This is a genomic window from Streptomyces sp. NPDC002619 (assembly GCF_042889305.1).
Taxonomy (GTDB): Bacteria; Actinomycetota; Actinomycetes; order Streptomycetales; family Streptomycetaceae; genus Streptomyces.
The window spans coordinates 1-19,245 of the sequence record NZ_JBIAQV010000030.1; the positions used below are offsets into that span (position 1 = coordinate 1).

At 70.0% G+C, this 19,245-nt stretch carries 15 protein-coding genes and 2 pseudogenes; 7 read left to right on the forward strand and 10 right to left on the reverse strand.

Going from position 1 to position 19,245, the window contains the following annotated elements; genetic code table 11:
- Positions 1-173 precede the first annotated feature (173 nt).
- The gene (locus ACFYXB_RS32810) at positions 174-500 is read left to right on the forward strand and encodes a hypothetical protein (RefSeq protein WP_389588522.1); all 327 of its coding nucleotides are present in this window, start codon (positions 174-176) and stop codon (positions 498-500) included.
- 210 nt (positions 501-710) lie between these two features.
- On the opposite strand, the gene ACFYXB_RS32815 is transcribed toward ACFYXB_RS32810, so the two are convergent.
- The 3 genes from ACFYXB_RS32815 to ACFYXB_RS32825 are packed head-to-tail and all read right to left on the reverse strand — an operon-like array spanning position 711 to position 4,164.
- The gene (locus ACFYXB_RS32815; protein ID WP_389588525.1) at positions 711-1,577 is read right to left on the reverse strand and encodes an ABC transporter permease; all 867 of its coding nucleotides are present in this window, start codon (positions 1,575-1,577) and stop codon (positions 711-713) included.
- On the reverse strand, positions 1,574-3,211 hold the full coding sequence (locus ACFYXB_RS32820) for an ABC transporter permease subunit (RefSeq protein ID WP_389588527.1): 1,638 nt from the start codon (positions 3,209-3,211) through the stop codon (positions 1,574-1,576). Before ACFYXB_RS32820 ends, ACFYXB_RS32815 begins: the two co-directional genes overlap by 4 nt.
- Positions 3,208-4,164: an ATP-binding cassette domain-containing protein gene (locus ACFYXB_RS32825; RefSeq protein ID WP_389588530.1), complete on the reverse strand. Its 957-nt coding sequence runs from the start codon at positions 4,162-4,164 to the stop codon at positions 3,208-3,210. The genes ACFYXB_RS32820 and ACFYXB_RS32825 overlap by 4 nt, the downstream gene beginning before the upstream one ends.
- A 168-nt stretch (positions 4,165-4,332) precedes the next feature.
- On the opposite strand from ACFYXB_RS32825, the gene ACFYXB_RS32830 reads away from it, so the two are divergent.
- The 3 genes from ACFYXB_RS32830 to ACFYXB_RS32840 all read left to right on the forward strand — a co-directional run bounded on the left by ACFYXB_RS32830 (position 4,333) and on the right by ACFYXB_RS32840 (position 7,341).
- Positions 4,333-5,481 (forward strand): sensor histidine kinase, encoded by a 1,149-nt coding sequence (locus ACFYXB_RS32830; protein WP_389588533.1) that lies wholly within the window; start codon positions 4,333-4,335, stop codon positions 5,479-5,481.
- Positions 5,478-6,182, forward strand: coding sequence for a response regulator transcription factor (locus ACFYXB_RS32835; protein WP_351365525.1), 705 nt, complete (start codon positions 5,478-5,480; stop codon positions 6,180-6,182). Before ACFYXB_RS32830 ends, ACFYXB_RS32835 begins: the two co-directional genes overlap by 4 nt.
- A 328-nt stretch (positions 6,183-6,510) precedes the next feature.
- Complete coding sequence (locus tag ACFYXB_RS32840) at positions 6,511-7,341, forward strand: alpha/beta fold hydrolase (RefSeq protein ID WP_389588535.1); 831 nt, start codon at positions 6,511-6,513, stop codon at positions 7,339-7,341.
- Between the two features lie 54 nt (positions 7,342-7,395).
- On the opposite strand, the gene nhaA is transcribed toward ACFYXB_RS32840, so the two are convergent.
- The 4 genes and pseudogenes from nhaA to ACFYXB_RS32860 form a co-directional block, all read right to left on the reverse strand.
- Complete coding sequence (gene nhaA, locus ACFYXB_RS32845) at positions 7,396-9,276, reverse strand: Na+/H+ antiporter NhaA (protein ID WP_389588537.1); 1,881 nt, start codon at positions 9,274-9,276, stop codon at positions 7,396-7,398.
- A 400-nt stretch (positions 9,277-9,676) separates the two neighbouring features.
- Complete coding sequence (locus ACFYXB_RS32850; protein WP_389588539.1) at positions 9,677-10,723, reverse strand: SPFH domain-containing protein; 1,047 nt, start codon at positions 10,721-10,723, stop codon at positions 9,677-9,679.
- Between the two features lie 4 nt (positions 10,724-10,727).
- Positions 10,728-11,159 (reverse strand): NfeD family protein, encoded by a 432-nt coding sequence (locus tag ACFYXB_RS32855; protein WP_389588682.1) that lies wholly within the window; start codon positions 11,157-11,159, stop codon positions 10,728-10,730.
- A gap of 309 nt (positions 11,160-11,468) precedes the next feature.
- Positions 11,469-11,795: pseudogene (locus ACFYXB_RS32860) on the reverse strand (MBL fold metallo-hydrolase); the annotation flags it as partial.
- On the opposite strand from ACFYXB_RS32860, the gene ACFYXB_RS32865 reads away from it, so the two are divergent.
- Entirely contained in the window at positions 11,793-11,981 is a 189-nt protein-coding gene (locus ACFYXB_RS32865) for a hypothetical protein (protein ID WP_389588694.1), read from the forward strand. The pseudogene ACFYXB_RS32860 and the gene ACFYXB_RS32865 overlap by 3 nt on opposite strands.
- 142 nt (positions 11,982-12,123) lie before the next feature.
- Here ACFYXB_RS32865 and ACFYXB_RS32870 read toward each other — a convergent pair whose 3' ends face one another.
- The gene (locus tag ACFYXB_RS32870; RefSeq protein ID WP_351347235.1) at positions 12,124-12,294 is read right to left on the reverse strand and encodes a hypothetical protein; all 171 of its coding nucleotides are present in this window, start codon (positions 12,292-12,294) and stop codon (positions 12,124-12,126) included.
- A gap of 253 nt (positions 12,295-12,547) precedes the next feature.
- Between ACFYXB_RS32870 and ACFYXB_RS32875 the strand changes: the two are divergent.
- Together ACFYXB_RS32875 and ACFYXB_RS32880 are read left to right on the forward strand one after the other, a co-directional pair.
- Positions 12,548-12,730: pseudogene (locus tag ACFYXB_RS32875) on the forward strand (IS5/IS1182 family transposase); the annotation flags it as partial.
- Positions 12,731-13,049: 319 nt separating this feature from the next.
- Complete coding sequence (locus ACFYXB_RS32880) at positions 13,050-13,607, forward strand: pyridoxamine 5'-phosphate oxidase family protein (protein WP_389588542.1); 558 nt, start codon at positions 13,050-13,052, stop codon at positions 13,605-13,607.
- 246 nt (positions 13,608-13,853) lie between these two features.
- Here ACFYXB_RS32880 and ACFYXB_RS32885 read toward each other — a convergent pair whose 3' ends face one another.
- Positions 13,854-15,479 carry a phosphodiester glycosidase family protein gene (locus ACFYXB_RS32885; RefSeq protein WP_389588544.1) on the reverse strand — a complete coding sequence of 542 codons (1,626 nt, stop codon included), beginning with the start codon at positions 15,477-15,479 and terminating at the stop codon, positions 13,854-13,856.
- A gap of 76 nt (positions 15,480-15,555) precedes the next feature.
- Entirely contained in the window at positions 15,556-19,023 is a 3,468-nt protein-coding gene (locus tag ACFYXB_RS32890; RefSeq protein WP_389588546.1) for a phosphodiester glycosidase family protein, read from the reverse strand.
- Between the last annotated feature and the right edge of the window lie 222 nt (positions 19,024-19,245).

Consider the following 19,245-nt stretch of genomic DNA (forward strand, 5'->3'; position numbering starts at 1 on the left):
TAGCACTGCGGTGGTCACGAACCTAGCCCGCGGGTCTGACAACCCGCTCCCACCTGCGGGCACCTGGGTGGGAGCGCAGCGTCGCGGAGCGACGCTGCGTCGCTCCGCAACGCAGGTCCAAGGACGGCATTCCCCACCCGGCTGAAGCCGGGCGTCCCCTGCCGAGAACAGGGATGGATCTGCTGCAGGCCGCGGCGACCGTCGCGAATACCGCCCGTCACCAGGTCGTGAACGTGGAGCACGTCTTCGCAGCCTTCCTCGAAGCACCGGATCTGCCGGGAACCGTCGCGCGGAAGGTCTTCGGCTGGGACGGCCGCCACTCCGAAGTGGTCAAGGAAATCATCGGCGACACCCAGGACGGATACCAGCACACCGGGTTGCCCGATCTCCGGTCCCTGACCGCGGCCGCAGTTCCGACGGTCTACGCGGCTCTGAACGCCGCGGTGCCCGGCCCCCAGGACGTCACGCGCTGGCATATCGCCGACCGCGGACCGCTCTGACGTTGCGCCATCCCCCATTGGTGTCCAGTCGAGATTCCCAACTCGCAGCCACTCAGCCGATTGCTGGGCGTGGCAGATCCGGTCCGCGGGCACCGCAGGGCCCTGGGGTGTCGGATTCCTGACCTGGGGATCGATCTCGTTGCGGCTGGACCGCACCGCTCTTCGTGAGCGCCATGGCGTGAGGCAGTTGTTCGCGCCCGACCCACGCTCCTAGGCGTCCCTCATGCGAAGTGCGACCCCACCGACGAGCAACGCTCCCAGAGCCCAGAGCGCAACCACGCCGATGCCGTGCCAGGGCGTGATCGGCTGGGAGGCGATGTTCTGGGTCGTCTGGGCCGCGAGGCCGGATGTCATTGGGCCGAGCCGTTCCACACGCCTGTGCCAGGTCTGGTTGCTGATCACCTGCGCGACGATCGGGAAAAGGTACAGCAAGCCGAGGACGATGCCGATCGCCGCCACGGAATCCCTGACGACGTAGCCGATCCCGAGGCTCATCAAAGCGACGAGACAGAGGTAGAGCACGGCGCAGACGGTGGCCCGGAGCAGGGTGGGGTCCGTGAGGGATGGCAACGCGTTCCCGTTGGCCGCGGTGAAGCCCTTGTGCGGGAGGATGAGCCGTCCAGCGACCAGGCTTCCCGCGACGGATACGACCGCGACCGCCAGCACGACACCGCCGACGACGACAATCTTGGCGACGAACCCGGTCAAGCGCTGCGGCGTCGCCGCGAGCGACGTGCGGATCATGCCGCTGCTGTACTCGGCGCCGATCGCCAGCACGGCCGACATCGCAACAATCGCCTGTCCGAGCATGACCCCGGTGAAGCTGGCCTTGGCAGTGTCGAGTTGGCAGCCAGTGCTCGGGCAGGCGACGGAGGAGTCGGCGACGACACCGAGACCGACGGTCAGGACGACCGCGGCCGCGACGAGCCAGAGCATCCCGGCCACCGTGCGGAACTTGGTCCACTCGGCGTGGAGGGCGTCGCGGAGGGTCAGGCATCGGTCGGCGAGGGACGTCGTGCTGCTGGTCGGCGTCCTTGGAGGAACCGCACCCGCGCCGGTGCCGAGGCGGGTACTCATACGTCCCTCCGGCGGAGCACATACGTAGCCAGCCCCATCGCTACGGCCGTGTAGGCGCAGGTCACCGCGAGCCCGGCCCACGGTGCCAACGGGTAGTAGCCGGCCGCGGGCGTGTACCCGGACGTCGCCTGGGCGTAGCCCGGGTACTCCAGCAGACTCTGCTGCACAGCGAACCCGGCAGCCGGCGTCAGCCGCAGCAGCCACTGTGACGTCCCCGCCGGCAGTACCGAAGCGACAGCCAGCACATACGGCAGCACCACCATGGCGATCACTGCCGCGACTGCGCCGGCACCGCGCCGCAGCAGCGTCCCGACTGCCACCGCGAACACCGCGACAAGGGCCAGCAGCACTGCTGTTCCCACGATCACCCGCAGCTCGGTCGCCGTCGACGCCGGTAGCACGTACCTGCCCTTGCCGATCTCCATCGACTTGACCAGCGGAACCGCGGTCCCGGCTGCCGCCAGGCCGACCACGAACGCCACCGCGGCGATCACCACGGACTTCGCCGCGAGCACAGACCCGCGTCTCGGCGTAGCGCTCAACGTCGTCCGGATCAGGCCGCGCCGGTACTCCGAGGTGATGAACATCGTCGCGACCACGACCAGCGCGATCAGTCCGGCGAACGCCCCGATCAGACCGCTCTCGATCGACTTCCTGTCGCCCCCCGATCCCGAAGTGTCCGGCGAGATGTCACCGGAGCCATGCACGCTGAATACGCCGCCGGACCGTGTATACGTGTTCTGCATGAGCGCGGATCCCGCCGGGCCGTTGTCCTGTTGGCCCGCGGGCGGCGCGGTGAAGGTGCCACCCGTCCATGAGCCGGTGAATCCGACGTGGTCGAACGTCGCCACGGCCAAGCTCGGGGAGCTGTCGAAGCTCGGCAAGCCGAACTGGTGCGTGATCGAGCCGTGGTCCGGCGAGGAGACGAGCATCCCTGCCTGCGCGCTCGCCGGGATCCCGGCGACGGTCTCGGTACCGATCGCGGTCCAGTGCGCTCCGTCGGCCGATTCGTAGCCGGTGAACGAATCACCCGTTCGACTCAAGCGCAGCCACTGCGGGGACGATGGCGAGATGGCGCTCCCCGTGGCGGTGCCGCCGGGCGCGAGCTTGGACGAGGTGAAGTTCGACTCCATCCGCACGCCGTTGGCGCCGGTCGCCACGACCGCCACGTACGGCGCGCCGGGTGTCGTGCCCGCTTTGACGATGACCCCGCCGCGCGCCCACGGCTGCAAGCCCCGCGGCATGTCAGCCAAGGACTTCGCTGGGCCGGCGGCGTTCAACGCCAAGTGGTAGCCGAGCATCGACGACAGGCGGACGGTGATGCTCCCGTCCCCGGTCACGCCCTGATGCACGAAGGAGAAGTCGTCGGTCACCGGCTCGCCGTCCGGCCCCAGCGGCGGCGACTGGGCCGGACCACAGGCGTGGCCGGTGCTCGACACGCATTGCGAGTTGCTCCCGAGCGGCCCGAGGATGCCGATCAGCACGGTGATCAGTGCCGCGGAGGCCATCCCGATCACCCAGCCGCGCACTGTACGGAACTTGGTCCACTCGGAGCGGACCAGTGGGAGGAAGCCGTCACGTCCGGTCACCACCGTCGAGCGATAGGGAGCTGACGTCTCCGTATTCGTCGTCATCGCGTCGGCTCCTCGGCCGCGCGATCCCCGGAGAGGTCGGCGGGGGCTGCGCGGTACTCGACAGCGTCCCGGGTCAGCTCCATGTATGCCTCCTCAAGGGTCGCGCGGTGCGACGACACGTGCGAGAACGGCAGGTTCCGTCGGCTGAGAGCCGCGATGACCTGCTCGGGGGCGAGCCCGGCGACGGTCAGCGTGTCGGCACTTGTGACGGCGACCGTGGCCCCGGCGTTGGCCAGCGCGGTCATCGCCTCGGACCTCGCCGTGGTGTGCAGCTCGACCCTCCCGCTGGACGCCGCCGAGATCAGCTCCGCGACACTCGTGTCCGCGACGACGCGTCCTCGTCCGACGACGACGAGGTGCCCGGCCGTGTCCTGGAGCTCACTCATCAAATGGCTGGACACCAGGACCGCGCGTCCCTCGGCGGCCAGCGCCCGCAGGAAACCACGGATCCAGACGATCCCCTCGGGATCCAGACCGTTGAAGGGCTCGTCGAGCATCAGAATCGGCGGATCGCCGAGCAGCGCCGCCGCAATTCCGAGCCGCTGCCGCATCCCCAGCGAATATCCGCCGGCCCTGCGTCGAATCGCCGGCTCGAGACCGCAGGCGGCCACGACGTCGTCGACGCGCTTGGCGCCCAACCCCTGTGAATGCGCCAGCCACAGCAGGTGGCCGCGGGCGCTGCGCGTCGGGTGCAGTGCGGCGGCGTCCAGGAGCGATCCGATGTGGTTCAGCGGACGACGCAGGCTCGCATACGGCTTCCCGCCGACCAGCGCGCGGCCCTCCTCGACCGCGTCGAGGCCCAGGACGGCCCGCATCGTGGTGCTCTTCCCGGCTCCGTTGGGGCCGACGAACCCGGTGACGGTGCCAGGAGTGACAGTGAACGTCATCCCGTCCAGCGCCCGGGTCGGGCCGAAACGCTTGTACAGCCCGTTGACTTCGATCGTGGCTTCCATGCTCAGAAGGCTAGGGACGCAGCAGGCGGGTCACGTCACGCCTTGCAGCCATCTTTCGCGTGGCTGGCAGGGGGGATGGCGGCAGCCGCGCATCCCCCACACGAGGGACACGCGGGTCCCGATCTGTAGGGACGCATGAGCCCTGGCGTTCAAGGAACAATAAGGCGCGTGACCCGGCGGCCGATTCTCAGCGACCCGCGGATGCCGGTCGTCTCCGGCGTCCTGCTTGCCACGGTCGCAGTCGGTGAGGCGATCGCGCACGCCGCGACGAGTGGTGCACTTCTGCAGCAGGCGACGGTCCTTGTCCTGCTCGCGTTGGCGACGACGCTGCCGCTTGCGGTGCTGCGCCCCGGAGCGGCTGCCCTCGCCTCGACCGTGACGACCGTCCTGTCGCTCTCGTTGTTCCACACGCTGCCGATCGCGGGTGCATGCGCCCTGCTGCTGAGCCTGTATCGCCTCGCGAGCGCCTTGTGGCTCTCCTTGGTCCTCGCCGCGCCGTACCTCGTGCTCGCTCTCACCGGGCCGCGTCCCACGTCCAGTGAAGTGGCGTTCCTGACCGCGTCGCTCGCGGCCCTGGCTCCGGCAGTCGCGCTGACGGGTCTGGCGCGACGGGCCCAGAGCGAGGCCCGCATCCACATCGCCGCACGCGAAGCCGTTGCCGGAACGTTGATCGAACACACCGCGCGCGGCGAACGCGCCCGGATCGCACGCGAACTCCACGATGTCGTCGCACACCATATCTCCATACTTGCGGTCCAGGCGGAGACAGCCCGGCTGACGACGCCAGGGATGCCCGCCGCCGGAGCCGAACGCCTGTCGGCGATCGGCGACACCGCGCGCGACGCCCTGACGGAGATGCGCCGACTGCTCGGTGTGCTGCGCGAAGACACCGGCCCCGCCGCCGCTGGCCTGCGTCCCCAGCCGGGCGTCGGCCAGCTGATCGAACTGCTCGACGAGTCGCGCGACGTGTCGGGAACCACCGCACGCCTCATCTTCCGTGGCCCGCTGGTGCCGCTCGACCCCGGCGTCGAGCTGGCCGCGTACCGCATCGTCCAGGAAGCCCTCACCAACGCCCGACGCCACGCACCGGGCGCGGCCGTCGACGTCGAAGTCCACTACACCGCAGACGCCCTGCACCTGCGGATCCGCGACAACGGCCCCGGCCCGGATTCCGCGGACGCAGCCACCGGCCACGGACTGCTCGGCATGCGCGAGCGAGCCGCGGCCGTCGGCGGCGAACTGCGGGCCGGCGCCGCGTCGGGAACCGGATTCCTCGTCCAGGCACGGCTGCCCACGAAGACGGAGACGAGCCGATGAACGACCCTGGAGCGGCCCAGGCCGTGCGGATCGTCGTGGCCGACGACCACGAGGTGGTGCGCGCAGGCTTCGCGGCGCTGCTCGACACGCAGGGCGACTTCACTGTCGTAGGAACCGCGCACGACGGGATCGAGGCGGTGCGCATCTGCCGCGAGCTCGCACCGGACGTGGTACTGATGGACATCCGTATGCCGGGGATGGACGGAATCGAGGCGACACGCCGACTGAGCGAAGCAGATGGCAGGCCTGGGTTCGACGAACCTCGGATCCTCATACTGACGACGTTCGATCTCGACGAATACGTCTACGACGCACTGCGCGCAGGGGCCAGCGGCTTCCTGCTCAAGGACGCCACCGCGGAGCGGCTCTTCGACGCGGTGCGGGTCATCGCGGCGGGCGAGGCCCTGCTCGCGCCGTCGGTCACCCGAAAACTCATCAGCGAGTTCGCGCGGACCCGACCGGCACCGACTCCCCCGCCTCCCGCGCTCCGCGCGCTGACACCACGTGAGACGCAGGTCCTGCGGCTGGTGGCGGACGGCATGTCGAACCCGGAGATCGCCACCCGGCTGATCGTCACGGAGGAGACCGTCAAGACCCACGTCAGCCGCGTCCTGGCCAAACTCGGCCTGCGCGACCGTACCCAGGCCGTCATCACCGCGTACGAATCAGGACTCGTCGTTCCCGGCTCCCGCCACGCCTGACGTCCACCGCCCGCCCCGCCTCGGCCGGCTCACCCGAACCGACGGCCAGGTCTCCCCCGCTCTGGGCCAGGTCCCCACCCTCCTGCCCGAGTTTCCGGACCGGCTGGTCCTCGCGCTCGCCGCCCGACGTCACGGCCACGGCGAAACCAGGTAGGGCACCAGCCCGAAGTGTCCCGTGGCCAAGACGAGCGTACGGTTGCCGAGGGTGCAGCGGCTGCCGCTCAGCACGGGGAAAGGCCCGCCGCCTCGACATGCTGCATCACGTCCTCCTTGCTCGCGGCGCGTACGCTCCCGCGGACTTCAGCTGATCAAGCGGAAGGTTTCAGCAATGGGCACAGTCACCACCGACGACGGCACGGTCATCTTCTACAAGGACTGGGGTCCCCGCGACGGTCAACCGATCGTCTTCCACCACGGTTGGCCGCTGAGTGCCGACGACTGGGACAACCAGATGCTGTTCTTCCTGGGACACGGTTACCGGGTGATCGCTCACGATCGCCGCGGCCACGGCCGCTCCACCCAGACGGCGACCGGCCACGACATGGACACCTACGCCTCCGACGTGGCCGCTCTGACCGACGCGCTCGATCTCCAGGGCGCCTTCCACGTCGGGCACTCGACCGGCGGTGGCGAGGTTACGCGCTACGTCGCCCGCGCCAAGCCGGGCCGTGTGGCGAAGGCAGTGCTGGTCAGCGCGGTGCCGCCCATCATGGTCAAGTCGGACTCCAACCCGGGCGGCCTGCCGATCGAGGCCTTCGACGAGATGCGTACAGCTCTCGCCGCCAATCGCTCGCAGTTCTACATCGACGTCCCCTCGGGCCCGTTCTACGGCTTCAACCGGCCCGGCGCAAAGGTGTCACAGGGGCTGGTGGACAACTGGTGGCGACAGGGCATGATGGGTGGCGCCAACGCCCACTACGAATGCATCAAGGCGTTCTCCGAGACCGACTTCAACGAGGACCTGAAGCAGATCGACGTCCCCGTTCTCGTCGCCCATGGCACCGACGACCAGATCGTCCCCTATGCGGATGCGGGACCGCTGTCGGTGAGGCTCTTGAAGAACGGAACCCTGAAGAGCTACGAAGGTTTCCCGCACGGGATGCTGTCGACCCATCCCGAGATCCTCAACCCCGACCTCCTCGAGTTCTTGCGGTCCTAGCGCACGAACCACAACAGGCTGGGGCGTGCCGTGGACCGGCTGCGGGCGGTCGCGTCAGGCGGCCACGGCTGCCCGGTCGCGGGCCGCTCGTACCGCGGCCGACAGGCTCGCGATGTCGTACGCGCCATGGTGCCGGCGGCCGTTGACGAAGAACGTGGGTGTGCCCGTGACACCGCTGAGATCGGCCGAGTCGACGTCCTCGGCGACGCGTGCCGCACCGGCGTGGGCACGCAGGTCCCGCTCGAAGCGGGCCACGTTCAGCCCGGTCTCCGCCGCGTAGCCCCGCAGGTGGTCGAGGCGCAGGGCGCCCTGGTGGCCGAGCAGCACATCGTGCATGTCCCAGTACCGTCCCTGCGCGGCGGCCGCTTCCGCGGCTTCGGCGGCGAGCTGGGCGTGGACGTGGACGTCCGTGAGCGGGAGGTGACGCCATACGTAGCGCACGTCCTCGAAGTCGCCGAGGAGTTCACGCACGACGGGCTCGGCCTGCCCGCAGAACGGGCACTCGTAGTCGCCGTACTCCACCACGGTCACCGGCGCCCGGCGCGGGCCGCGGATGTGGTCGCGGTCGGGGTCCACCGGTACCGCGAGGTCGACGATGGTCTCGGCCCTGCCGAGCAGGGCCCGCAGTCGCACGGGCCCGGGAAGGGCCCCGACCACGGCGGTGACGAGGCGGCTGACCAGGAACGAGGCGAGCACAGCGCTCAGGATGCCGGTCTTGGCGTCCTCCAGCCGAGTGCCGTCGAAGGCGAGTGTCGCGATGAGCAGGGAGACGGTGAAGCCGACGCCGGCCAGTGTGCCTCCGGTCATCACGGCTCCCCAGCCGACCGGCGGCCGTACGCGGCCGCGCGACAGGACCGTGGCCAGGGCGCAGGCTCCGACGATGCCGAGCGGTTTGCCCAGGACGTAGCCGAGGAGAATGCCCAGGGTGACCGGCGAGCCGAAGGCCCGTGACAGCTGGTCGCCGCTGATCTCGATGCCGGCGTTGGCCAGGGCGAACAGCGGGACGACGGCATAGCTCGCCCACGGGTGGTAGATGCGCTGCAGCCGGTCGTTCTGGGAGACGGCGGAGACGATTCCGGCGCGTGCGTAGCGCCCCAGTTCCGGGGTGGGCTGTTCGCGGAAGAGCCGGAAGAGGCTGGTGGCGCGTTCCAGGTCGCTTCTGGAGGCCGGGTAGGCGTAGGTGAGCAGTCCCATGGCGAGGCCGATGACCACGGGGTCAACTCCCGATTCGAGCAGGGCCACCCAGGCAATGACCGCCAGGACCGCGTACACGGCGCCGCGGCGCACGCCGAGCCGCCGTACGAGGAGGATCACGGCGAAGGTGCCGACGGCGGCCAGCAGCGCCGGCACCCTGATGCGGTCGCTGTAGGCGACGGCGATGACGCTCAGGGCCAGGAAGTCGTCGACGACGGTGATGGTGAGGATGAGGACCCTGAGCCCGGCCGGCATACGGCGTCCGACGACGGCCAGCATGCCCAGCGCGAAGGCGGTGTCGGTCGACATCGCCGCGCCCCAGCCCTGCGCGGTGCCGTGGCCGGCGTTGACGGCGAGGTAGATCGCGATGGGGACGAGCATTCCGCTGACACCCGCGGCGAGGGGCAGCGCGAGTCGCTTGCGGTCGCGCAGCTCGCCCATGTCGAACTCGCGGCGGGCCTCGAGGCCGACGACGAGGAAGAACACGGTCATCAGCCCGCTGTTCACCCATTCGCGCAGGTCGAGCGAGAGCCCGTGGGAGCCGAGCCGGACCGAGAGGTGGGTGTGCCAGAACGCCTCGTACACGTGCGGTGCCGCATTGGCCCAGACGAGCGCGACGAGCGCCGCTGTGACCAGGACGGCGGCGCTCCCCGTCTCGGTGCGCAGGAAGTCACGCAGCGGGGTGTGCGTGTCTTTGCCGCACGCGGTCTGCCCCGTGTAGTCGTCGGACAGGGAGGCCATGCCAACCTCGCATCGTGTGGGTTCGGCGGTCGTGACGCCGACCACAGCCGCCCGATCGCGTCGTTCATTCCTCTCAATCCTTGAACAAGGGTCTCGGTCCTTCCACCTGCGACTCCTCCCGGACGCGTGCGCGGCTGGGATGTGACAGCGTCAGAGCCGCACCAGGGCCGCGGCCGGCGCAACGAGGTGTGCGAACGCCTGCTCCAGAGTGAGCGGACCGCTCTGGACCCCGGCCAACTCGGCCACGGCCGCTTCCAGTTGAGTATGCACGGGCCGCATCGGTGCGCGAGCAGTACAGAGAGCCCACTCCTTCCGGTGGACGGCCCGTGCTCCACACAGCGATCGGGCCCGACACCCTGTCCTCGCGTCGGCTGATGGCGTGCTGGATGCCCGGTGATTGTCACCCGCCGTCAGCGAGGGGGGCGGACCGGAAGGCGTCGGAGGTGACGCCCTCGGCCTTGGCCGCGTCGGCGAGGGCCGCGGCAGCGGCTTCTGCGGCCTGCGCCGTGTCACTGGCCGCCTCGGCGGCCATGTCGTCCGAGGGTTTCTCGCGCGTGGCCGGCGACTGCGGCAGCACCTCGCTGAAGGCACGGGACACGCCCTGGAGTGCGGAGGTGACCTCGCTGGGGATCACCCAGAAGGTGCTGCCCGAGCCTTGCGCGAGTTGAGGCAGCATCTGGAGGTACTGGTAGGCGAGCAGCTTGGGGTCGGGGTCGTTGCGATGCACGGCCTGGAACACCTCGTCGATGGCCCGCGACTGGCCCTCGGCCTGGAGGATCGCAGCGGTACGGTTACCCTCCGCGCGCAGGACAGCGGCCTGCTTGTCGCCTTCGGCCATGAGAATCTGCGACTGGCGTTGCCCCTCGGCCCCGAGAATCGCGGCCCGCTTGTCACGCTCGGCTCGCATCTGCTTCTGCATCGCGTCCTTGATGGTCTGCGGCGGATCGATGGCCTTGATCTCCACCCGGTTGACCCTCAGCCCCCACTTGCCGGTGGCCTCGTCCAGCACGCCACGGAGCTGGCTGTTGATGGTGTCCCGTGAGGTGAGCGTCTTTTCCAGGTCCATGGATCCCACGACATTGCGCAAGGTGGTGACGGTGAGCTGCTCGACCGCCTGAAGGAAGTTCGCGATCTCATAGAAGGCCGCTCGTGGGTCGGTGACCTGGAAGTACAACACGGTGTCGATCTCGACGACCAGATTGTCCTCGGTGATGACCGGCTGCGGTTTGAAGGAGACGACCTGTTCCCGCAGGTCGATCACCGAATGAACGCGGTCGATGTAAGGGATGACAAGGCTGAGGCCAGGGTTCAGGGTCCGGTGGTAGCGGCCGAGTCGCTCGACATTACGTGCGCGTGCTTGGGGCACGATACGGACCGCCCGCATCACGGTGAATACCGCGAAGAGCGCGACGATCAGTCCGGCAACGAGGAACGCCGAGGTTTCCATGGTTTCAGTCCCGGGGGTAGACGATCGCGGTGGCACCGCTGATCTCTATGACGTCGACGGTCTTTCCAGCAGGAATCACCAGCGTGTCGTCGTATGCGCGGGCCGTCCATTCCTCGCCGTCGATACGGACCCTGCCGCCTTGGCCCGTCACCTCCGAGACGACATAGGCAGCCTTGCCGACCAGCGCGTCTACGCCAAACCGCTGCACTTGCGGCTGGAGCACGTGGCGCAGTGCAATGGGGCGCACGAACAGCACGGTGGCTGTAGCGACAGTGGTGAACACCAGGAACTGGAAGGGCAGCGGCAGCCCGACCGCGGCGGATACCGCCGTGACCAACGCGGCCGCACTCAGCATTCCGAGCGCAGCAGTAAGGGTGAAGATCTCTGCCACAGCCAACACGGCTGCGACGATCAACCAGATCAGCCATAGATCCATCGCGTGCCTCTTCTGACCGGTGCAGGTGCGGAAGAGCTTGTCCATCACCATTGGACCCCGACATGGGACCGTCACGATACCCCTGGGAAAGGAAACCCGGCCGGGCAAGCGGAGATGCAGTGGTGCAATGCACCCCAAGCGACCAGTTCATGCCCTTAAGGCAATTTTACGGTTCCGCCGCCCGTTCGGACCGCTCGTCGCAGGGCCGCTCCGTGGGCTACCCGCAGTCCAGCGCTCACTGTCAGCCGCCGGGATTCCCGCAACAACGACTCCTTGCCCAGAACTCGGCAGGGTGGCGCTGTTGGGGGCTCAGACGATGTGGGTGGTCGTGCCTGGGGTCAGGTGGTGGTAGCGCGCTGTGGTTCCGGGGCCGTGTTCACCCAGGAAGCCGCCGACCATCGCGTTGCCCACGTCGTTCAGGGCACCGTCGTGGATGGCGTAGATGTCCTGTGGGGCGACTTCACGCACGTAGTCGATCAGCTGTCCGGTGGAGGACCAGGGACCGTGCACCGGAAGCAGCAGCGTATCCACGGTGGCGTCGGGGACGGTGAGCGCGTCCCCGGGGTGGAAGAGGACATCGTCGACGAGGAATCCGATGTTGGCCATGCGCGGGATGTCGGGGTGGATGACGGCATGCGCGGCCGCAAACTTCTGTTGCACATCACGGACAGCGGCCGCGCCCGCCTGCAGCGGGAACGGGCGCAACGCGCCCGCGCCCTCAATGCCGCCGTCCGTGACACGTTCAGCCCCGAAGAGCAGGACCAACTGCGCGACTGCGTTGCCCTGTTGTCCCGCCTGACCGCACACCTCACCGGAAAGTGACCGACCGGCACCTGGTACAGCCACGACAGACAGGTGCTCAGATGGCTCTCAGCCGCCCGGGGAAGTCCGGGCGACGGTGCGCCGGCGAGGGAGACGCTGGCGTGGTGGTGGCCGCTCTGAGGCGTGACCCCGGAGCAGTCACCTACTGGACGATGCGCGTGACTGCTCCGTCTTCGGGGTCTCCGTACTTTCTGATCAGCTGCTCGTCGCTCATGCGGTCAACTTCTTCACTTCGTTCGACGGGAAAGATGACGTGGGTGCCCCTGTCCGTCCAGTACTCGACGACCCGATGTGTGCTGGTGGCTCGGCTCATGCTGTGCTCCCTAGCGGTGCGTGGGGTTCAGGGTGCGTCTGTGCTTGTTGAGGGTCAATAGGGCTGGGGTCTTCCGTTTCGACTTCCGGAAGCGTACGTTCCGTTTACCCCGCGAGAGCGTTCTTCGGAGCGCCGGCCCGCCGATCCCGGGGCGGCGGGCCGCGCGGGGGCCAACTTGTGCGGCCGCGGCCTCAACTCGCGAGACGGTGCGGCGCAGGGACCGCTGCGCCCAGCTCACCGCCGGTTTCCGCGTCGGGACCGCACGCTGCTGCCCATCGACCGAATCGCTGCCGACCGGCCATACGACTCTGGCAACCGTCATCGCAATGGGATGAACGTGCAGGTGATAGTCGATCCTTGCGGAGGCCTGCCGTGGGCCCCGCCCGCGCTGCCCGCCGCGGTCCACGACATCCTGGCGGCCCGCACCGACGGCATCCCTGGCGGCTGTCCGCCGAAGTCCGACCCCGAGGACAACAAGGCCTGGCACACGGTCGAGTCGGCGCCAATCGCCTCAGGAGGCACCGCGCCGAGGCCCAGATACAACAAACAGGCCGGCGGTCCGCTACGCGGCGACCGGGCTCGTCGCGGCATCAGTGACCGGCTGGGACCCACTGCTCTCATTCACCCGATAACTCCGCCCCCGCACAGTCACGTGAGCCAACCCAGAACACTTCCGCCGGACGCATACGGGCGTGGCGATGATTTCGGCGCGGGCAGCCGGTCGTTATCGGGGGAAGTGAGGAAGGAGTTCCGCCATGCCGACACAGGGACCCGCGAAGCAACCCACGGCCGAGCTCGACGCCCGTTACAGCTCCGCGCTCAATCCGCGGCCGGGTGCCGCGGACGTCACCGCCACCGAGTGGGCCGAGGCTCAGCGGCAGTTGGAGGCCGCCGAGATCTTCTGGGTGTCCACGGTGCGGCCCGACGGCCGCCTCCACGTCACTCCCGTGATCGCCGCGTGGCACGACGGGGTGCTGTACTTCTCCACCGGCCCGGGAGAGCAGAAGGCGAGGAACCTCGCCCATGATGCGCACTGCGCGGTGACCACCGGAGGAAACGCGCTTACCGAAGGGCTCGACCTCGTCATCGAGGGCACAGCGGAGCCGGTTGCCGATCCGGCGGTGCTGGAGGAGGTGATCGCCGCGTACGAGGCGAAGTACGGGCCGCACATCACCTCGCCCGAGGGCACCTTCCACGGGATCGGGGATGCAATCCGGAAAGGGGACGCGGTGGTGTTCGCCGTGGCCCCGGCCACCGCGTACGGCTTCGGTCGGGACGACGGGGTATACACCCACACCCGGTGGGCGTTCTGAGCAGCGGGCACCCACAAGGCTGCGGCGGGCGGTGTGCGGGCCGACGGACAAGTCAGGCCAAGTGCGGATTCCGGCGTCTCGTTCCGCGAGGAACTCGTCGAAACGCGCGAACAGGCGGGCACGCAGCCTCGCCGGATTCCCGTCATCGGAGTCGCCCGGTATGAACGAACGGGTGGTACCGCGGTGTCGCGGAGATGGCTCCCCGCAACCGTGGCGAGGATTGCGGGGAGCCGTCGTGGTGCCGGGTCAGTCGGTCTGGCCCGGCAGTACCTGGATCGTGCCTCCGACCGCCCGCTCCCCCGTCGCGTCCGAGGGCTTGTTGACCAGGGCGCCGTTGACGGCCATGGCCGTCGAGCCGCCGCCGTCGAGGTTGAGTGCGTCCACGGCGCCGAGCGAGCGCATGAAGGCGGCGGCTTCCTGGAGGGTGAAGCCTTCGCTGCCGCCGGACTGGCGGCCGTCCACCGTGGCCAGGATCAGCCGGCCCCTGGAGTCGACACCGGCCATGGTGCGCGGCTGGCGGGTGTTCGCCCAGGCGTAGCCGAAGGACAGGTCGGACGGGTCGACGACGCCCTCGGCCGCCGCGTCGATGCTGGTACGACCGTCACGCACGAGGGTGGGCGCGGCGCTGACGATGCTGTCGTCGCCGTCGAGCCGCACGCGTCGGCCCTCCGTGTCGCGGATGACCTCCGACACGCCGAGCCGCTGTCCGGTCCGGGCGTGAGCGGTCAGCCAGTCGGCGGCCGATCCGATGCCCTGGAGCACCGTTGCGTCGGCCGGAACCGTGCCCCCGCGCGAACCCGCCGACACCACACGTCCGGCGCCGTCCAACACGACCTGTGTGCCGGGTCCCGTGGGCAGCGGCGCCCCGAACTCGCTGGTGAACAGCACCAGATCGTCCGTTGCGTGGCATGTGACGTCCTGCCAGGGCAGTTCGCTCGGGGTCCCTCCCGGACGTCCGCAGTCCCGGATGAGGCCTGGCACCCGGTTGATGCCCTGGGCCTGGTAGCGGGCCGCGCCCGTGTGCACCGTAACGGTCGTCGTCAGGTCCGCCACCCGCACGTGCCGGCCGCCGTCCCCGATGATCAGCGCCGCCCGCGATCCGGCGGCCATCGACTCCAGCCGCCCGCGATCCGCGCTGAGGCCCGACTGCGTTCCCTGGACGCCATCCGCGTTGGAGGTGACGAAGAACCCGGCGTTGACGCCGACCAGAGAGCCGAGCTTCGCAGCGACCGACGACGTGGTCACTCGCTGCGCGACGTTGCCGTCATGGGTGCCCTCCACGGTGCCGGTGAAGGCATGCGGATCGATGACCGCGACGTGCACGTTCTCCCGGTCGGCGGGCTGCTCGGCGTCGTAGCCCGTCCAGTCGACCGAGGTGTGGAAGCCCGCCGCCGTGACAGCCCGGGCCGCGGCCTGGGCGTCCGCCTGGGTGGCGTACGAGCCGATCCTCACCCGCACGCCCATGACACCCCGCGGGGTGTCGGCGTAGCCGGGCCAGCGCACCGTCTCCACCCGCGGTTCGAAGCCGCCGGCACGCAACTGCTGCGCCGTGGTGTCGGCCCAGGGCTGCGGCCCGACTGCCGCCCAGGTCGCGGCGCCGCTGAGGCGGCCGGTGGTCGGGGCCTGGACGGTGACCGTCCAGAACGGCTCGGCGGCGGCGTTGTCGATGGTGGCGCTGCGCACCTGCACGCCCGGCGCGACCGTCTGCGTCGTCCACGTGGGGGTGTTCAGGGCTGCGGCGGCTGTCGTGGGGGCGGGCGGGGCGGCCTGCGCCGTCTCCCAGATCCCGCCCGAGGTGACGACGGCGAGTACGGCGGCGGTACTCAGCAGGACGCGTGTCCGCGCGGCGGACCGGATGTTCTTGTGGATCATGATTTCCTCTCGTTTCCACGGCGAGGGGGACTGTGCAGAGAACAGTCGGCGAACAATTGCAGGGCATCCCGCACGATCAGGGCCGTCGCACCGTGATCGTCCGCTCGGCGGTGACGCCGTTGACCGTCACACGCAGCACCGCGGTGCCGGTGCGCAGCGCGGTCAGGGCTCCCGTGGCCGGGTCGTAGGAGACGACCTGATCGCCGTAGTGGTTGCCCTGCTCGCCGTCGGGGTCCGCCACGTGGACGCGGGTGCCGGACCAGTTGGCGCTGACCGGCCAGGCCACCGGGACGGTACGGGTGCCGTCCTGCGTGAGCGTCGCGGACGCCTCGGCCCGGTCGCCGACCGTGAGGGTGTCCGGCGCGCTGAGGTTCACCGCGTCGGCACGCGCGTGCACCTCCGCCCGCAGCCAGGTCTCGGAGTCGTCGGACGGCACGTCGAACGGGTCCTTGATGCGTCCGCCCGCCGGATCGATGCCCAGCATCGTCCAGCCGGTGAAACCACCGTTGTCGGACGTACTGGCGGGATTCTTGCCGGAGTTGCCGTTCACCAAGTACGGGACGCCGTCGATCGAGGTCGCGGAGAACGCGCCGACGTGGCCGGCGACGAACGCGGCGGACTTGTGGCCGTCGGCCCGGAAGTCGGCGAGCCACTGCTCGACCAGCGCGGCCTCCTTGCGATCGCCGAGCTGGCTGGCCTTGTCCGGCAGGGGGTCCTCGGTCGGGTGGTGCTCCAACACCACGACACCGCTGACGGATCGGTCGGCGGCCGCGGCCTCGAGCTGGTCGTGCAGCAGTTGGAGCTGGGCGAAACCGCCGCCGCGCAGAGTGCCGCTGGAAGAGTCCAGGGTGATGAAGCGGGTGCCCTCGACATCGAAGACCGACGTCGTGTCACCGAAGGCGGCCTTGAAGTTGACGGTGGTGCCGGAGCCCATCACTTCGTGGTTGCCGGGGACGTAGTGCCACGGCACGGTGCCGCCGGTGCGGGCGTCGAACTCGTCGAGCAGCGTGCGGGCGAGCGCGAAGTCGGCCGGTGAGCCCTCGTCGACGAGGTCGCCGTCGATGATCAGCAGGTCCGGCTTGGCGTCGGCGATCTCGGCGAGGGTCCGGCGGGCCGCCTGGACCTGCGGGCTGTTCGGGTCTCGGGCGACGAACTGGGCGTCGGACATGACGGCGACGCGCAGCGGACGACCGTCGACGGTGCCGTTGGTCACCACCACCGGGTCGGCGACCTTCGGCTGGGCGGGCAGCTCCACGTCGGGGGCGACCTTGACCTTCAGGTCGCTGACGGTGACCTGGCCGGTGTACGAGCGGGCCGCGCTGGTCTCCAGCAGCCGTACCCGCTGGAACGTGAGCGGATAGGGGGTGCCGACGGGCACCGGGAACTCGACCTTGCGCCAGCCGGTCCAGGTAATCAGCGGCCCGTCGAGGTTGGCGGTCACGCCCGCGCCCGTGCGGTACTGCAGCCGGGGCCACTCACCGTTGCCGTCGCCGTTGATCCACATGGTGACGGCCTGCGGCTGGCCCGGCAGTTGGATCTGCTGCGGCGGCACGGCGTACTGGCCGCGGGTGGCGGTGGACTTGGTGAAGTCGTACGTCAGCTTCAGGCCCGGTGCTCCGTCGTGGCCGTCGGCAGGGGTGACCGAGCCGCCGGGGGCGCGGTCGTTCGCCGAGGTCCAGGAGGCGGCGTCGGAGAGGTCCGCGAAGGTCTTCTCGGCCAGGCCGACGGTGACGGCCACGTCGGTGGTCATCTTCCCGACCGTCAGGTGCAGCGTGGTGGAGGCACCGTCGGCCAGGCCCCGTACGGCGAACGTCGCGTCGTCGGCGGGCTGTACCGAGACGACTGCGTCGCCACCGGTGACCTTCACGTCGGACGCCTCGATCGGGGCGGAGTCGCCGAGGGCGTCATAGCCGGTGACCGTCAGGCGGGCGGTGTCCTCGACGCCGTCGAGCGCCACGAGGCTGCTGGTCGGGGCGATCCGGACCGCGGGCGCCAGCACGGTCAGCTCCGCCGAGCCGGTGGCACCGTTGCCCGAGGACGCCACCAGGCGGGTGGTGCCGTCGTGTTTGCCGGTGACGACGGCGGTGGCGTCCTGTCCGGACCGGACCGACACCTGGTCGTCGCCGCGCCAGTGCACCCGGCCGGCGGGCACCGGCGCGTACGTCTCGTCGTGGGCGAGCGCCCGCACGGTGCGGTGCAGGTCCGGGAAGACCCTGTCGGAACGGTCCGCGGAGAGTGCGGGCACGACGCGGAAGCCGCGCACCGTGCCGGAGCCGGGCTCCGCGAACAGGCCGAGGCCGTTGGCGACCTGTCTCTCCGAGCCGTCCGAGGGACTGTTGATGAGGCCGGTCGTGCTCTCGCCGGGCAGCCGGGCGGCCATGGTGGTCGAGCCGCCGCCGTCCATGTTCAGCGCGTTCTGGGCGCCGAGGCCCTTCATGAAGGCGCCCAGCTCGTTGAGGTCCATGCCGCGGCTGTTCGTCTGCTTGCCGTCGATCGCCACCAGGTACATGGTGCGGCCGTCGGCGGAGAAGCCCACGCTGGTGCGCGAGGTGGCGGTGACGGTGTCGCCGTCGGTGAAGTGCTTCACCTCGCCGTCCGCGACCAGCACCTGGCCGCCGCCCACGGCCACCGCCACGTCGCCGAAGTCGGCGCGCGGGCGGTAGGCGACGTTGACCGCGTCCCCGGGTACGAGTCCGGCCAGCGCGTCGGCGCCCGCCTCCCGGCCCAGCAGCACGCTGGTGCCCGCCGGGATCGGGCCGCTGCTGACGGACGTGTGCACCTCGGTGACCTTGCCGTCGCGCAGCCAGACCTCGGTGACCCGGTCCGCGCCGCTGACAGGCTTGGTACGCGGGGACGGCCCCCACTGGTCGGTGAACAGGCCGATGCCGCCGGCCGCCAGGACCGGCGAGTTGACGCCGGACAGCTTCAGGTGCTGCGTGCCACCGACCGTCACCTCGCCCTCCAGGAACACCTGGGCGAGCCTGCCGAGGCCGTCCGCGCCGATGGCGACGGTCTGATTGCGGCCCGGAGTGGGCGAGTTGACCAGGCCGTCCTTGCGCGAGACGGCCGCGCCGACCGGCGCCTCGGTGTCGTTCAGGTCGAAGTAGTCGCCGTTGATCGCGGCAACGGCACCGGTGCGCCCGGCCTGTTCGGTCACTCGGGACTTCCCGGTGACCGTGCCGGAAGAGATGTAGTCCACGCTGAGCCGGTCGTCGGCGAGGTCCGCGACGAGTACCTGCCCCCGGACCCACCCGTCGGCCTCGAAACGGTCGAAGCGGGTGAGGTTCAGGCCGGGCGCGATCGGCGTGCGGGTCTCACGGGTGACGATCGACTGTCCGGGAGTGCTCGGGATCAGTCCGTGGCCGGGGCTGCCGGGCTTCGCCGCCTCGACGGGGGCCGACACGAGCTGTTCGGGCGTGAGCGCCTGAGCGGTCGTCATCATCCCGGCGCCGATGCTGAGCGCCGTGGCCAGAGCGAGGACAGCGGCACCGCGCCGTGCCGCGTGGCGCGGTCGCGGGGCGCTGGGGGCAGAGGGAAGCGGCACTGGCGGACTTCTTTCCGTACGTGGCGTCGTGGACGGCGCTCAGTGGATGCGCCGTTGGTGTTGCCGCACCGTGCTTTGAGTGACCTTCAGAGATGCGGCACATGAACATCCCGGCGCGGGGGGGGGGCCCCCCCCCGCGCCCCCCCCCCCCCGCCAGCCCCGCCCGGCGCCCCCCCCGCGCGCGGCCGGGCTCGCGGCCCCCGCCCGCGCCGACCCCCCCCC

Excerpts from the sequence above, each read along its gene's own strand:
- ACFYXB_RS32840 (WP_389588535.1), top strand. The coding sequence starts at position 6,511 with ATGGGCACAGTCACCACCGACGACGGCACGGTCATCTTCTACAAGGAC.
- ACFYXB_RS32870 (WP_351347235.1), bottom strand. The coding sequence starts at position 12,294 with ATGAGCCGAGCCACCAGCACACATCGGGTCGTCGAGTACTGGACGGAC.
- ACFYXB_RS32880 (WP_389588542.1), top strand. The coding sequence starts at position 13,050 with ATGCCGACACAGGGACCCGCGAAGCAACCCACGGCCGAGCTCGACGCC.
- nhaA (WP_389588537.1), bottom strand. The coding sequence starts at position 9,276 with ATGGCCTCCCTGTCCGACGACTACACGGGGCAGACCGCGTGCGGCAAA.
- ACFYXB_RS32835 (WP_351365525.1), top strand. The coding sequence starts at position 5,478 with ATGAACGACCCTGGAGCGGCCCAGGCCGTGCGGATCGTCGTGGCCGAC.
- ACFYXB_RS32820 (WP_389588527.1), bottom strand. The coding sequence starts at position 3,211 with ATGACGACGAATACGGAGACGTCAGCTCCCTATCGCTCGACGGTGGTG.
- ACFYXB_RS32825 (WP_389588530.1), bottom strand. The coding sequence starts at position 4,164 with ATGGAAGCCACGATCGAAGTCAACGGGCTGTACAAGCGTTTCGGCCCG.
- ACFYXB_RS32865 (WP_389588694.1), top strand. The coding sequence starts at position 11,793 with ATGCGCGGCCGCAAACTTCTGTTGCACATCACGGACAGCGGCCGCGCC.
- ACFYXB_RS32885 (WP_389588544.1), bottom strand. The coding sequence starts at position 15,479 with ATGATCCACAAGAACATCCGGTCCGCCGCGCGGACACGCGTCCTGCTG.
- ACFYXB_RS32815 (WP_389588525.1), bottom strand. The coding sequence starts at position 1,577 with ATGAGTACCCGCCTCGGCACCGGCGCGGGTGCGGTTCCTCCAAGGACG.
- ACFYXB_RS32850 (WP_389588539.1), bottom strand. The coding sequence starts at position 10,723 with ATGGAAACCTCGGCGTTCCTCGTTGCCGGACTGATCGTCGCGCTCTTC.
- ACFYXB_RS32810 (WP_389588522.1), top strand. The coding sequence starts at position 174 with ATGGATCTGCTGCAGGCCGCGGCGACCGTCGCGAATACCGCCCGTCAC.
- ACFYXB_RS32855 (WP_389588682.1), bottom strand. The coding sequence starts at position 11,159 with ATGGATCTATGGCTGATCTGGTTGATCGTCGCAGCCGTGTTGGCTGTG.